The organism is Blastococcus sp. LR1, from assembly GCF_020166105.1.
Classification (GTDB): Bacteria; Actinomycetota; Actinomycetes; order Mycobacteriales; family Geodermatophilaceae; genus Blastococcus.
In genome coordinates this window covers 275,673-289,205 of sequence record NZ_JAIUJY010000002.1, presented here as the reverse complement: position 1 = coordinate 289,205, position 13,533 = coordinate 275,673, and the positions used below count along the sequence as shown (strand labels likewise).

General features: G+C 73.2%; 13 protein-coding genes. All 13 read right to left on the bottom strand.

The window, feature by feature from the left end; all coding sequences use genetic code 11:
* Positions 1-75 precede the first annotated feature (75 nt).
* A complete protein-coding gene (locus LBW97_RS06060; RefSeq protein WP_224498511.1) occupies positions 76-1,002 on the bottom strand; it encodes a hypothetical protein in 927 nt (308 codons plus the stop codon).
* 198 nt (positions 1,003-1,200) lie between these two features.
* Positions 1,201-1,470: a hypothetical protein gene (locus LBW97_RS06055; RefSeq protein WP_224499015.1), complete on the bottom strand. Its 270-nt coding sequence runs from the start codon at positions 1,468-1,470 to the stop codon at positions 1,201-1,203.
* On the bottom strand, positions 1,467-4,520 hold the full coding sequence (locus LBW97_RS20190) for a hypothetical protein (protein ID WP_304505408.1): 3,054 nt from the start codon (positions 4,518-4,520) through the stop codon (positions 1,467-1,469). The genes LBW97_RS06055 and LBW97_RS20190 overlap by 4 nt, the downstream gene beginning before the upstream one ends.
* Positions 4,507-6,552, bottom strand: coding sequence for a flagellar biosynthesis protein FlhA (gene flhA, locus LBW97_RS06045; RefSeq protein WP_224498510.1), 2,046 nt, complete (start codon positions 6,550-6,552; stop codon positions 4,507-4,509). Before flhA ends, LBW97_RS20190 begins: the two co-directional genes overlap by 14 nt.
* 135 nt (positions 6,553-6,687) lie before the next feature.
* Positions 6,688-7,836, bottom strand: a complete 1,149-nt coding sequence (locus LBW97_RS06040; protein ID WP_224498509.1) for a flagellar biosynthesis protein FlhB — start codon at positions 7,834-7,836, stop codon at positions 6,688-6,690.
* Positions 7,837-7,858: 22 nt separating this feature from the next.
* Positions 7,859-8,623 carry a flagellar biosynthetic protein FliR gene (gene fliR, locus LBW97_RS06035; protein WP_224498508.1) on the bottom strand — a complete coding sequence of 255 codons (765 nt, stop codon included), beginning with the start codon at positions 8,621-8,623 and terminating at the stop codon, positions 7,859-7,861.
* A 5-nt stretch (positions 8,624-8,628) separates the two neighbouring features.
* Complete coding sequence (gene fliQ, locus LBW97_RS06030) at positions 8,629-8,904, bottom strand: flagellar biosynthesis protein FliQ (RefSeq protein WP_104523809.1); 276 nt, start codon at positions 8,902-8,904, stop codon at positions 8,629-8,631.
* A complete protein-coding gene (fliP, locus tag LBW97_RS06025) occupies positions 8,904-9,749 on the bottom strand; it encodes a flagellar type III secretion system pore protein FliP (protein ID WP_224498507.1) in 846 nt (281 codons plus the stop codon). Before fliP ends, fliQ begins: the two co-directional genes overlap by 1 nt.
* On the bottom strand, positions 9,746-10,201 hold the full coding sequence (locus LBW97_RS06020; RefSeq protein WP_224498506.1) for a flagellar biosynthetic protein FliO: 456 nt from the start codon (positions 10,199-10,201) through the stop codon (positions 9,746-9,748). The genes fliP and LBW97_RS06020 overlap by 4 nt, the downstream gene beginning before the upstream one ends.
* Positions 10,198-10,935: a flagellar motor switch protein FliN gene (gene fliN, locus LBW97_RS06015; RefSeq protein WP_224498505.1), complete on the bottom strand. Its 738-nt coding sequence runs from the start codon at positions 10,933-10,935 to the stop codon at positions 10,198-10,200. Before fliN ends, LBW97_RS06020 begins: the two co-directional genes overlap by 4 nt.
* Complete coding sequence (locus LBW97_RS06010; RefSeq protein WP_224498504.1) at positions 10,932-11,981, bottom strand: flagellar motor switch protein FliM; 1,050 nt, start codon at positions 11,979-11,981, stop codon at positions 10,932-10,934. Before LBW97_RS06010 ends, fliN begins: the two co-directional genes overlap by 4 nt.
* 153 nt (positions 11,982-12,134) lie before the next feature.
* A complete protein-coding gene (locus LBW97_RS06005; RefSeq protein ID WP_224498503.1) occupies positions 12,135-12,626 on the bottom strand; it encodes a flagellar basal body-associated FliL family protein in 492 nt (163 codons plus the stop codon).
* Positions 12,623-13,525, bottom strand: coding sequence for a flagellar motor protein MotB (locus LBW97_RS06000; RefSeq protein WP_224498502.1), 903 nt, complete (start codon positions 13,523-13,525; stop codon positions 12,623-12,625). Before LBW97_RS06000 ends, LBW97_RS06005 begins: the two co-directional genes overlap by 4 nt.
* Positions 13,526-13,533 lie beyond the last annotated feature (8 nt).

Genomic DNA, 13,533 nt, shown 5'->3' with positions numbered 1-13,533 from the left:
CGCTCTGCGGGTGTTCCTCGTGCTCTGCGCCTCCTGCAGGACGCCCGGATCGCGAGGAACGCCCGCAGAGCGCGGTCACGTCGGCCGCCGGGCCCGCTCGTGCGCGCGCCGGACCTTGGCGGCGAGGCGGTGCGGCGTCTCCAGGTCGGCCCACCCCCAGCGCAGCACGCCCCACCTCTCGTCTCGGATGGCGTCCTCGCGGAGCTTCTCCCGGTGGACGGCGTCACCAGCGGACTCCCCGGGGCGGCGCAGGCGGCCGTACTTCACCCGCCCGTCGAACTCGCCGACGAGCCGGTCCTCCGGCCAGGCGAAGTCCGTGCGTGCCACCAGCAGGCCGGCCGGCGAGCGGACCTCGAACTGCAGCTCGGGCACCGGCAGCTTCCAGCGGGCGAGGACGACCCTGCTCCGTGATTCGCCGACGCTCTCGCTGCGCGCGTCCGCGAAGGCGATCGCCCGGGCGGCGGCGCGGCTGCCGGGGGAGCCGACGACGTCGAACAGCCGGGCGCGGAGGGTCTCGTGCGTCACGAGTCCCTGATGGAGCGCCGCGTCGATCGCGACCACCGCCGTCTCGTGGGGCAGCGAGCGTGCGAGGTCGAGGACGGTGCGCACGGCATCGGTCACCGCCACGCCCGCCACCTGGACCACCTCGTCGTCGCGCAGGCGGGCGACGTGGCCGCAGAGCACGGCCGTGCGCGCAGTCGAGGTCCCGGGCGGGCGGGTCACGTGCACCCGGTCGAGGGGGACGTTCCACAGCGGCAGTCCGAGGAGCACGGCGGCCGACTGGTGGCTGACCACGGCGGTCCGTCGCAGCTGGGGCACCGTGGCCCGGACCAGCAGAGCGTGCTGATGGACGCCGGTGGCGGCGTCCTCTGCGTAGGCGCCCCGCCGCACCCGGACGAGCCCGCCCGCGCGGACCGTTCGCGCCAGCTCGTCGTCGTCCCAGCCGTCGGCCAGCGCGTCGCGGCGGAGGATGACGGGGACGGGAACCGGCGGCTCGGACATGCGCCCACCGTCGGGCGTGCGCGGGCCGAGCGGCCACCGGCGGGACACCTCGGTGGACAGCCCCGGCCCCTGTGGACGGCTGCTCTGTGCCGCAGCTCCCGCTCAGCCGACGCTGCAGCGTGGCCACACCGCGAGTTCGGTGGCCAGAGCGGAGCCGAGGGCGGGGCGCGGGGCGAGGGTGGGGGCGGCCGGAGCGGGTCAGGCGGCGGCCGACTCCTCGTCGTCCTCGATCTCCTCGGCGGCAGCGGGAACCGGCCGCTTCGCCGGACGACGCTTCGGCTCCGGGGCCGGCTTCGGCGGGGCGAAGACGGCGCGCACCAGCGCGACGGCGGCCCATCCCGCGAGCAGGCACCAGGGGAGCCTGCTCACCATCTCCTCGGTGGTGAAGTCCCCGCGCAGTCCGAGCGCCAGCACCGGCAGGGCCAGCACCAACCCGACGAGCAGCACGTCCCAGCGCAGCGGGCTCATGCCTGTGGGCTCTCCAGACGCTCGCAGAGCAGCGAGGCCCAGCGGTGGGGGGTCGCCCGGACGCCGTCGAGGAGGGCCACGGGCAGGGTGAGCCGGCGGAGGACCGCGGCCGGGTCGGCGCTGAGGTCGGTGTCCTGGACCGCGAGCGCGTCCACCCGGACCAGTCCGTCGAGCCACGCCTCGACGTCCTCGGGCTTGCGGGTGGCCTCGACGACGGCCCAGACCGCGGCCGGCGCCCAGATCTCCAGCATCCGGGACATCCAGTAGGTGTCGGCGCGCAGCGGGGCGTCGACGGCGACGATGGTCAGCGTGCTGCTCTCGGCAGCCTCCTGACGGCGGTCGACGGCGGCGTCGATCGTGGTGACCCGGCTGGCCTGGGGTGCGAGGCCGGCGAGGTCGCCACGGGTCGCCCACTGCACCCGGTCGCGGTCGAGCCGGAGGGTGGCGGCCAGGGACTGCGCGGCGCGCAGGGTCTCCAGGCCCGGACCCACCACGAACAGGACCTCTCCGGGACCCGACGGCATCGCCGGGACCTCGGGGAGGTTCCGCGCGAGCGCCCGAGTCAGCGCCGCGTACGTACCGGAGGCGGACAGGGCGTCGGCGAAGTCGGGGCCGAGCAGCTGCTCGGGGAGGCCGAGGCCGGTCAGGCGGGTGGTGACCTCGGTGGCGGCCTGCTGCGCCGCGGTCGTCGCGGCGTCGTCCGCCTCGTCGTCCAGCTCGTGCATGTCGAGCACGTCCGGGCCGGCCATGAGCGGGGCCACCGGCAGGCGGGTGACCGTCGCCAGCGCGCGGGGAGCGCGAGGGGCGCGGGCCTGCGGCGCGGCGGCAGGGGTGGTGTCGGCGTCCTCGACGTCGGCCGGCTCGGGCGTCTCGGTCCGGGCCGACCGCGACGGGGGAACGGGAGGGCGGCCCGTCGACGGCGGGACCGGCGGCAGACCGCGGCCACGGGACCCGGAGCGCGAGGGCAGCATGGAGATCCGCGGCATCACGGTCGTGGCGTCCATCGACATGCCCAGGGGGGCGGGGTCGCTGGCCGTGCGGGCCAGCAGGGGAGCGAGCTCGCCGGCCTCCTCGGCGATGGTCTCCGCCACGAGCTCCCGGGTGCCCTCGGCCTCGGCGGCCAGGGGAGCGGGCTGCTCCACGACGGGGGCGGGCGTGGCCTCGGCGGACGGAACCGCGACGGCTGCGACCGGCTCCACGTCGAGGACCGGGAGGATCGGCTCCTCGCGAGGGGTCTCGACGACGGGAGCAGGCGTCTCGGCCGTCTCGAAGAGGGCCGCAGCCGGCATCGGCTCGACCGTCGACGACTCGGCGACGGGCGCGGGCGCGGGGTCGCTGAGGACGACCTCGGCCCAGATGGGGGAGTCGCTGCCGGTGGCCGGAGCGGCTGCCGTGGCGGGCTCGCCCCACAGCGGGGTGTCGGCCACGCGGGGGGCGGGGGCGTCCCAGCCCAGCCCGGTGCCGCCCGTCGCGGGGGCCGGCGGGCCGAAGAGCGAGTGGTTCGAGGAGACGAGGTCCCAGGCCGGCGCGGACACGGGAACGACGGGCGGGAACACCGCAGGCGAGGCGACGGCTGCGGCGGGGGCCCACGAGACGGGCGCGGCGGGAGCGGGCTCGGGGAGGGCGGCCACCTGCTCGGCAGGGGCGAAGACCTCGATCGGGGCCTCGACCGGAGCCGGGACGTCGGCCGGGATCTCGGCCAGGACCGGCAGCTCGTCCGCGACCTCGGCGACGGGCGTCTCGACGACGACCGCGGCGGGCTCGACCGTGGCGGCCCCGACGGCGGCGGGCTCGACGAGGACCTCCTGCGGGGAGTTGCCGGCCAGCATCTTGCGCAGGATCCCGGCGAGGGCCTCGTCCGAGTGCCCCTGGGCGAGTGCCGCGCGCAGGGTCTCGGCGATCTCCTCCTGGCGGGAGGACGACGCCGGAACGGCGACCTCCTCCTCGGCGGCCCAGGTCGGGACGACGGGAGCGGACGGGCTGGTGGAGGGCGCCGTGACGACCTGTTCTCCCACGGTGATCTCCTCCTGGTGCACGGTCCGGGACCGCGTCGATGAATCTGCTGAACGGATGGCCGCGGCGAGTGACGGCCGGGGTGCCGGGGTGTCCGGCACGTCCACCAGGTGCTCGGCGCTGCGGGCCGCCGGCTCCGGCGCCGAGGGCGGCGGCTCCTCGAGGGCCGGGATCCCCGGCTCCTCCAGGGCCTGGGCGACCGCCTGCCGCACCTCGCGATCGCTGGACACCATGCGGGCGAGCGCGGCGGTGAACGGCGAGGGGGCGCCGGCCGAGTCGAGAGCCGCGGCGAACGGGGAGACGACGGGGGCGCTCTCCTCGGTCGGCGCGGGCGGAGCAGTGCGGGAGCTCTTGGTCGCGGTCGCCCGCGGGAAGGTGGCGCGGGGCGTTCCGCTCGCCACCGGGGGCTCGGCGGCCGGCCTGCTCGCGGCGGCTGCCGTGCGGGAGGCCGAGGAGCCGCCGGAGAACGTGGACCCGGACGAGAAGGAGGAACTGCCGGAGAACGAGGAACCCGACGAGGCCGGGGACCCGCCGGAGAACGAGGGGCCGCCGGAGAACGAGGGCGCGGGCGACGGCGAGGACGACGTCGTCGGCGTGCGCGGAGCGGCGGCAGGGAGCCCACCGAGCAGCCCGGCCAGCTCGTCGAGCCGGTCGTGGTCGGGAGCTGCGGAGGAGACCGGGCGGGGACCGGTCGCCGGCCCGCGGACGGCGTCGCCGGAGCGTGCGGCCTCGGCGGCCCAGGCGGCAGCCCCGTTGCGGGCGGGGGCGGCAGCCCGCGCACGAGCGGGCGTCGCGGAGGCCAGGGGGGAGTCGAACGAGCTGACGGGAGCGGCCGGCGAGGAGCCGGTCGACGGCGTCGGCACACCGGGGCGGACGAACTGGTCGGCCACCTCGGCGACGTAGCGCTCGGTCGTGAAGAACCCGAGCACCCCACCGGAACGCACCCGGCGGACGCCGACCACGCGTGCGTGGGGACCGAACTGCTCCCGCGCCGCGGCGATGGCGTCGTCACGGGTGGCGGCCTCAACGGATCGCAACGGCACCGCTCACCACTCCCAGCGACTCGATCTGCGCTGTCCGGGACACCTCCGCGTAGGAGATGACGGGCAGCCGGGGAAGAATCTGGCGCATCAGGCGCGACAGGGCCGGGCGGACCTGCGGCGAGCAGACGAGGACCGGCGAGAGGCCGGACCGCTCGGCGTCCTCGAGCATTCCGCTGCAGCCGCTGACCAGGGCGTCGACCGCGCCGGCGTCGAGGGCGAGGACTGCCCCCATGTCGGTCTGGCGGACCGCTTCCAGCAGTCGCTGCTCGAAGCCGGGCTCGAGGGTGAAGACGTGCAGTCGCTCGTCCGGGGTGACGTAGGGCTGGCTGATCGCCGAGCCCAGCGCCGCGCGAGCCGCCTCGACCAGACCGTCGAGTTCGGTCGACTGCTTCGCACGTACAGAGAGTGCCTCGAAGATGCGGACCAGGTCCCGGATCGACACACCTTCACCGAGCAACGCGTGCAACACGCGTTGCACCTCTCCCAGGGTGAGCAGAGTGGGCGTCATCTCCTCGACGACGATGGGGTGCGAGCGGCGCACCATCTCCACGAGGAGCCGCACGTCCTCCCGGCCGAGCAGGTCGGGGGCGTTCTGCCGGACGACCTCGGCCAGGTGCGTGGTGATGACCGAGGACCGGTCGACGACGGTGGCGCCGGCCATCTCGGCGGCCCGCTGGAGCTCCGAGGGAACCCACTTGGCGGCCAGGCCGAACACCGGCTCGCGGGTCGGCTTGCCGGGCAGGCCGTCGAGCGCGTCGCCGATGGCCAGGACGGTCCCGGACGGGGAGATGCCCTTGGCGACGGGGACGCCGTTGAGCCAGATGACGTACTGGGAGGAGGGGAGGTCGAGGTTGTCGCGGGTGCGGACGAGCGGGATGACCAGACCGGTCTCCATCGCCACCTTCCGCCGCAGGGCCTTCACGCGGTCGAGCAGGTCGCCGCCGCGGGTGGTGTCGACCAGCTCGACCAGGTCGAAGGCGACCTCGAGCTCGAGGGGATCGACGCGCATCTTCTCGGCGATCGCCTCGGGGGAGTCCGGGGCCGGTTCGTTCTCGGCGGCCTCGGCGGCGGCCTCGGCCTCCTCGTCGACCTCCTCGACGTCGGTCATCCGGGTCGCGAGGAAGAGGAACAGCCCGCCCACGAGCAGGAAGGGGAGCTTCGGCAGGCCCGGGATGAGGCAGAGGGCCAGGGCGGCGCCGCCGGCGATGCGCACCGACTGCTTGAACCGGCCCAGCTGGGCGATCAGGTCCGTGCCCATGTCGCCCTCGGTGGCCGAGCGCGTGACGATGATGCCGGTCGCGGTGGACATCAGCAGGGCCGGGATCATCGAGACCAGGCCGTCGCCGACGGTCAGCAGCGAGAAGGTGGAGACCGCCTCGCCGGGGGCCATGCCCCGCTGCATGACGCCGATCGCGAAGCCACCGATGAGGTTGACCAGCGTGACGACGATGCCGGCGATGGCGTCGCCCTTGACGAACTTGGACGCACCGTCCATCGAGCCGTAGAAGTCGGCCTCGGCGGTGACCTCCTGGCGGCGCTTGCGGGCCTGCTTCTCGTTGATCAGGCCGGCGTTCAGGTCGGCGTCGATCGCCATCTGCTTGCCGGGCATGGCGTCGAGGGTGAAGCGGGCGCCGACCTCGGCGACGCGGCCGGCACCGTTGGTGATGACCACGAACTGCACGATGGTCAGGATCAGGAAGATGACCATGCCGACGATCAGCGAGCCGCCGATGACGATGTGGCCGAAGGCCTCGATCACCTTGCCGGCGTAGCCGTCGGTGAGCACCAGGCGGGTCGAGCTGACGTTCAGCGACAGCCGGAACAGCGTCGCGACGAGCAGCAGCGAGGGGAAGACCGCGAAGTCCAGCGGCTTCTTGATCTGCATCGACACCAGCAGGACCAGCAGTGAGACGGCGAGGTTGACGCCGATCAGCAGGTCCATCATCGCCGCGGGCAGCGGCACCACCAGCATGAGCACGATGGCGACGACGCCGATCGGGACGGCGGCCTTGCCCAGCCCCTTCACTGGCCCGCTCCGGGCGCTGACGACGGCTGACTCACCCCTGCTTCATCGGCAGGCCGAGGAGGCGGTGGTACCAACGGCCCCTCTGCAGGATCCGGACGCGAGCCTGCGAGCGGCTGGGGGCAGAGGGGTCCTTCGTCAGGCGGCGGTGGGGGCCCGGCGGCGTCCGGCCTTGGGCAGGTCCGCCACGTCGGGCGCCTCGAAGCCCGGCCGGTGGAAGCCGCCCTTCACCCCGCGCGTGCCGAGGTGCATGACGAAGGCGAGCACGCGGGCGACGGCGTTGAACAGCTGCGGCGGCACCTCCTGGCCGATCTCGCAGGAGGCGTGCAGCGCACGGGCGAGCGGGATGTCCTGCACCAGCGGGACGCGGGCCTCGGCGGCGCGCTCGCGCAGCTTGGCGGCGACCTCGCCGGCGCCCTTCGCGACCACCCGGGGAGCGCCCTTCGCGGCCTCGTACTTCAGCGCGACGGCGACGTGGGTGGGGTTGACCAGCAGCACGTCGGCCTCGGCCACCTCGGCCATCATGCGGTTGCGCGACATCGACATCTGGATCCCGCGGCGGTGCGCCTTCATGTACGGGTCACCCTCGGCCTGCTTGTGCTCCTGGGTGATCTCGTACTTGCTCATCTTCAGCTGCTTCATCATCTTCTTGCGGACGACGATGTAGTCGGCGACGGCGAGGACGAGGCCGGTCACGGCCACGACGCGGAACATCAGGACGGCGGAGTCGGCGAAGGTGGCCGCGACGGCCGACAGGGGCAGCGCGCCGGAGGCCGCGACCAGCGCCTGGGCCCGGTCGCTGGTGATGAGGACGACGGTCAGCAGCGCCGCCGTCTTGATCAGCGCCTTGCTGGTCTCCCAGAGACCCTGGGTGCCGAACATGCGCTTCAGGCCGGGCAGCGGGTTGAACTTCTTCAGCGTCGGCTTGATCGGCTTGGTGGCGAAGTGCACGCCGCCCTGGGCCGCCGAGGCCGCCACACCCACGACCAGCAGCGCGAGGGCGGTCGGCAGCAGCGTGGTCAGGAACAGCTTCAGCGCGGTCCCCAGCAAGGTGGTCACGGTCTCGACCTCGGGGGTCTTCACCGCCGTGCCCACGTGCACGAACAGCTCCTGGACCGCCTCGAAGGCGTTGCCCACCATGATCGGCAGCAGCGCGCTGGCCGCCGCGACGCCGAGCCACGTGCCCAGTTCCTGGGTCCGTGGGATCTGGCCTTCCTTGCGCGCCTTCTTCAGGCGCTGGGGAGTTGGCGCTTCTGTCTTCTCACCGCCCGGGCCGTCCTTGGCCATCAGGCCTCCATCAGCTGGGTCATCAGCCGACGCCGAAGGACGTCATGGCGCGGGCGCCGTGCTCGAGCAGGCCGTCGAGGGCCGGCGGGAGCAGCGGGAAGGTCAGGCCGAGCATGGTGAGCGTGAGCATGATCTTCACCGGGAAGCCGAGGGTGAAGACGTTGAGCGCGGGCGCGGCGCGGCTCAGCAGCGCGAGGGCGACGTCGGCCAGGAGCAGCACGGCGACCATCGGGCCGGCGATCTGGATCGCGGCGAGGAACATCATCGAGAAGGCCGTGATCACGACCTGCGCGATCTGGTCGGCGGGCACGTCAGCGCCGACCGGCAGGCCCTCGTAGGACGCCGCGAAGCCCTTGACCATGAGCAGGTGCCCGCCGCTGGTGAACAGCAGCGTGCTCGCCAGCATGTAGTGCAGCTTGCCCAGGGAGCTGTTCTGGGTCATCGCCATCGGGTCGTAGCCGGGCTGGAGCGAGAAACCACCGGCGACGTCGAGGATGTCGCCGGCCATCTGCACGGCGGTGAACAGCACCTGGACGACGAAACCGAGCGCCGCCCCGATGACCACCTCGGTGACCGTGGCGACCAGCAGGAAGCCGGCGGTGGGCTCCGGCAGCGTGGGGGCGATCTGGGTGGAGAGCAGCACGGACAGGGCCAGGGCGAGCGCGCCCTTGACCGCACCGGGGATGACCCGGGAGTTGAAGGGAGGCGCCATCAGGACGAAACCGGCGGCGCGCGCCGTCCCGAGGAGAAGGGCCGCGAGCGTGACTGCCGGGACCGAGAGGTCCATGGCGGCTACGTCCGGTCGAGCAGTGCCGGCAGCTGGTCGAACAGGGTCTGGGTGAAGCTGACCAGCTCGGAGAGCACCCAGTTCCCGGTGACCAGCAGGGCCAGGGAGACGGCGATCATCTTGGGGACGAAGGAGAGCGTCGCCTCCTGGATCTGGGTCGCCGCCTGGAACAGCGAGATCAGGAAGCCGACCAGGAGCGCGGTCAGCAGGATCGGGGCGGCGACCTTCGCGGCGACCATCATGGTCTGGGCCGCGATGTCGGTGACGTCGGCGTCGCTCATCAGCCGGTACCCCCGTAGCTACCCACCAGTGCGGTGGTGATCAGCGCCCAGCCGTCGACGACGACGAAGAGCAGCAGCTTGAAGGGCAGCGACACGATGGTCGGCGGGACCATCATCATGCCCAGGGCCATCAGGGCGGCGCTGACGAGCATGTCCAGCACCAGGAACGGGATGAAGATGACCAGCCCGATGATGAAGGCGCTCTTGAGCTCCGAGAGGACGAACGCCGGGATGAGCGTGGTCATGCTGACCGCGGTGGCGTCCTCGGGTGCCTCTTCGCCGGAGAGGCCGATCATCAGCTTCAGCTCGTCCTCGCGGGTGTTGTCGAGGAGGAACCCGCGCAGCGGCACGACGCCGGCCTCGTAGGCCTGGGACGTCGACATGGCCCCGCTCATGTAGGGCTGGACGGCGACCTCGTTGATGTCGGAGAACACCGGGCCCATCACGAACAGCGTGAGGAACAGGGCGATCCCGGTGAGCACCTGGTTCGGCGGCGAGGTGGCCATGCCGAGCGCGTTCCGGGTGAGGCCGAGCACCACGATGATCTTGGTGAACGAGGTGGCGAGCAGCAGCACCGAGGGCGCCACGGACAGGACAGTGATGGCCAGGATCAGCGTGATGGAGCTCGACGGCGAGCCGTTGCCGATGGAGATGTCCACGTTGCCGTCGACCGCCGGGGCGGTCGGCGCGACGGGCGCGGTCGGCGCGACGGGGGCGGCCGAGGCGGGGTCGGCCAGCAGCATCGCGGCGAACACCGCGAGCAGGGTGAGGAGGAGGACCAGGCCGGCGCGCCGGCGGGTCCGCGAACCGGCCCCGGAGGGCAGCGGGCGCACCGGAGCCGTCATGTCCGCCGCACCGTCCGCTCGCGCAGCTCGTCGACCAGGGAGCCCCAGCCGTTGCGGTCCAGGACCGATCCGGCCAGCACGCCCTCGGAGGAGCGGGCGGCCCGCGAGGGCACGAGAGCCGGGGCGGGGACGGGCGCTGCGTCGTCGTCCTCGGCGTCGGCGGCGACCTTCGCGCGGGCCGGACGACGCTCGCGGATCGCGGCGTCGACGGCGTCGGGGTCGACCTCGGCGAGCAGGGTGACCTGCTCCTCGGTCGCGCCGATGACGAGCACCAGATCGGCGATCCGGACCACGTTGACGGTGCTGGTGCGGCCCATGCGGTGGCGGGCCACGACCTCGATCAGGCCGTTGCCCTGGCCGAGGCCGCGCTTCTTGGCCAGCTTCGCGGCGAAGAGGAGCACGCCGCCGATCAGGGCCAGGGAGAGGACGAGCCGGATGATCATCCAGGTCATGACGCCGCCCCGAGCTCGGCGGCGTCGGTGACGATCTCGCTGATCCGCAGGCCGAAGTCCTCGTCGACGACGACGACCTCGCCGCGGGCGATGAGCGTGCCGTTGACCAGCAGGTCGGCCGGCGCGCTGGCGGCCCGGTCGAGCTCGACGACCTCGCCGGGGTGCAGCGAGAGCAGCTCCTGCACGGTCATCCGGGTCCGGCCGATCTCGACGGTGACCTCCATGGCCACGTGCCGCAGCAGCTCGAGGCTGCCGCGCCGCTCGCGGGTGGCGGGCAGGGTGACCTGGAGGGCGAAGGTGGCCTGGTGCTCGCCGTCGGCCATGAGGGGGATCGCGACGAACATGCCCTTGTCGCGCAGCCCGTCCAGCGCGGCGACCGGCTCCTCGGTGCGCTCGGAGGCGACGCGGACGCGGCCCAGCGTGGCGGCGGCGGCCTCGAGGGCCGGGCGCAGCGCGGCGGAGACGTCCATCTGGCCGACGGGGGAGTTCTGCAGGGCGTCGACGACCTCGCCGGACACCACCAGGACGACGTCGCCGGAGACCTCGCCGGAGAGCCCGGCGGTGACCGCGAGCGCGGCCGACGGCGGGAGCGGGACGGTGTCCGGGTCGCTGACCGGCGTGCCGGGGACGAGCGCGGAGGTCGAGGGGACCAAAGCGGCCGCGGCCCGGGCAGCGGCGGCGACGACCGCCGTGACGGTCTGGGAGTCCTGCGAGTCGGTGCGGGGCGCGGTCATGCGGAGTCCTTCGCGGCGTGCGGAGCGTGCGGGGTGGGGACGATGGAGGCGGCCAGTCGGCGCCGGTGGTTGCTGGCGATCGCGTAGGCGAACGTCACGTCGTTGGTGGTGACCTCCAGCGGGCTGTCCCGCGGGTGGCGGAGCAGCAGCACGTCGTCGACGGCCAGGGAGAGCAGGTCGGAGGAGGAGACGCTCAGCGGGGCGAAGCGGACGCTGACGTCGACCGGCACCCAGTTCAGCCGCTCGGTGAGGGCCTCGCGGGCACGCTGGCGCTTGCGCAGCGCCTGCTCGGAGAGCTGCGGGGAGGCCGCGTTGTTCAGCGACTGCGCGAACGAGGAGAACGGCAGCACGACCGTGGCCTCGCCCTCGCGGGCGCCGACGGCCATCTCGTAGGTGGCCACCATGACGGTGTCCGAGCCGGCGGCCGCCTGGGCCAGGGCCGGGTTGTACTCCCGGCCGATCAGCACCGGCTGGATCTCGGTCAGGGCGCCGAGCGAGCGGGCGAACTCGTCCAGCAGCCGCTCCAGCAGGTGGTTGGTGATGGTGGTCTCCATCGCCGTCATCGGCCGGTTGGGCTGCGCCGCGTTGCCGGAGCCGCCGAGCATGTGGTCGACCATCGACATGGCGATGTCCAGCGGGAAGGCCAGCAGGCCCTTGCCGGCCAGCGGCTCCATGGAGAACGTCGACAGGAAGCTGGGGTTGGGCAGCGTCCCGATGTAGTCGTCGTAGGCGAACTGCTCGATGCCGACCAGCTCCATGCGGGCGCCGGCCCGCAGGAACGTGGTGAGGATCGTCGTCGCCTGGCGGGCGAACTCCTCCTGCGCGATCTGCATGACCCGCACGTGCTCGCGGGAGAGCTTCGTCGGGCGGCGGAAGTCGTAGGTCCGTGCGGCGCCGCGGGCGCGTCGCCCGCCGACCGGAGGAGCCGGGGGAGCGGGGGTAGGCGCAGCCTGCGCGGCCTCGGGGGCCGCGGGCGGAGCGGCCTCGGGGGCCGCGTCCGGGGCCGGCGCGGCGGCCGGGGCCGGTCCGGTCTCGGGGGTGGTCACAAACCCCCTCATCGGCGTTCCCCGGGGGCACCCTGACCGGGCGGACCACGGCGTCCGTGTCGCCCGGGGAGCGCGTGACCCGTGGGACTCCTGATGCGCCTCAGGGGTGCCCTCCGTGAGCGGAGGGCACCCCTGAGTGGTCGAGCGCAGGCGTTACTGGGTCACGTACTCCGTGTAGTAGATGCCCATGACCATCTGCACTGGCGCTTCTCCCTCCACCTCTTCGGTGTACGCCTCGATGATCTTCTCCTCGAGCGCCTCCTTGAGCGCCTCGCGGGCGCCGACGACGTCGGCCGGCTGCGCCTGGGAGAACGTGGAGATGATCTTGTCGTAGGCCTTGGCGCCGTCCACGCCGCCGGCACCGTGGCCGTCACCGGCAGCCGCGAGCGTGTACTCGAGCGTCACGCCGATCTTGAGGTACCCCCCGCCGGCGAGGTTGACCGCCACCGGCTCGAGCGCGGTGTAGCCACCGTGCTCGGGCGGCGGGACCTCGGCCTCCGCCTCGCCGGAGCTGGCGAAGAGGAAGAAGTAGGCGGCGCCGGCCGCGGCGAGCAGGACCACGGCCAGGATGATGATGAGCTTCTTCTTGCCGCCCTTCGCCTCGGTCTCCTCGCCCTCGGCGGGTGCGTTCTTGTCCTTGCTCATGGGGTCTCTCCCTGTTGGGCGGCGGCGTCGAGGTCCGGCAGGAGCGCATTGGCCTCGGCCGAGGCGTCGGACAGGACGACGACGTCGACCCGCCGGTTGACGGTGAGTGCGGTGGGGTCTGTCTGGGGCACCAGCGGCCTGGTCGACGAGTAGCCGACGGCGGTGAGCCGCGGCTCGGGGACGCCTGCGCTCGCGAGGTAGCGCACGACGGTGGTGGCGCGGGTCGCCGACAGCTCCCAGTTGGACGGCCACATGCCACCGGGGGTGACCGGCAGGTGGTTGGCGTGGCCCTCGACCCCGAACTCGTTGGGCAGCCCGGTGAGCGTCGGTGCGACGGCGGAGAGGATCTGCCGGCCCTCGGGGCGCAGCACTGCCTGCTCGGCGTCGAAGAGCACCTGGTCGGCCACGATGTGCACGATCAGGCCGCGCTCGTCGATCTCGTAGCGCGCGGCACCGGAATAGCCGGCCGCGGCCAGGGCCGCCTCGATCTTGTCGCGGGCCGCGGCGAGCTCGGCGTACTCGGCCTTGGCCTCCGACGCGATGTTCTCCGCGCGCTGGATGGCGGCGGCGGCTGCTGCCTTGTCGATCTCGGCCTGCTCCACGGTCGGGTCCGAGGGGATGGCCGAGGCGATGTCGATGACGCCGGGCAGGCCGTCGAGCACCGAGCCTTCCGGCGTGGGACCCGGCTGCACGGTGATCGGCCCGCCGAACGACTCGGCCATGCCCTTGGCCAGGGCGGCGAACTTCTGCTCGTCCACCTTGCTCATCGCGAACAGCACCACGAACAGCACGAACAGCAGCGTCATCATGTCGAAGGCCGACACCAGCCACCGTTCGTGGTTCTCGTGCTCCTCGTGCTCTTCGTGCTTCTTGCGGCGCCGGCCGTGACCGGCGCTCACGGTGAGCC

What these genes read in the sequence shown, in the direction of transcription:
- LBW97_RS06060 (WP_224498511.1), bottom strand. Translation starts at nt 1,002, where the DNA reads ATGTCCGAGCCGCCGGTTCCCGTCCCCGTCATCCTCCGCCGCGACGCG.
- LBW97_RS06055 (WP_224499015.1), bottom strand. Translation starts at nt 1,470, where the DNA reads ATGAGCCCGCTGCGCTGGGACGTGCTGCTCGTCGGGTTGGTGCTGGCC.
- LBW97_RS06040 (WP_224498509.1), bottom strand. Translation starts at nt 7,836, where the DNA reads ATGGCCAAGGACGGCCCGGGCGGTGAGAAGACAGAAGCGCCAACTCCC.
- fliR (WP_224498508.1), bottom strand. Translation starts at nt 8,623, where the DNA reads ATGGACCTCTCGGTCCCGGCAGTCACGCTCGCGGCCCTTCTCCTCGGG.
- fliQ (WP_104523809.1), bottom strand. Translation starts at nt 8,904, where the DNA reads ATGAGCGACGCCGACGTCACCGACATCGCGGCCCAGACCATGATGGTC.
- fliP (WP_224498507.1), bottom strand. Translation starts at nt 9,749, where the DNA reads ATGACGGCTCCGGTGCGCCCGCTGCCCTCCGGGGCCGGTTCGCGGACC.
- LBW97_RS06020 (WP_224498506.1), bottom strand. Translation starts at nt 10,201, where the DNA reads ATGACCTGGATGATCATCCGGCTCGTCCTCTCCCTGGCCCTGATCGGC.
- fliN (WP_224498505.1), bottom strand. Translation starts at nt 10,935, where the DNA reads ATGACCGCGCCCCGCACCGACTCGCAGGACTCCCAGACCGTCACGGCG.
- LBW97_RS06005 (WP_224498503.1), bottom strand. Translation starts at nt 12,626, where the DNA reads ATGAGCAAGGACAAGAACGCACCCGCCGAGGGCGAGGAGACCGAGGCG.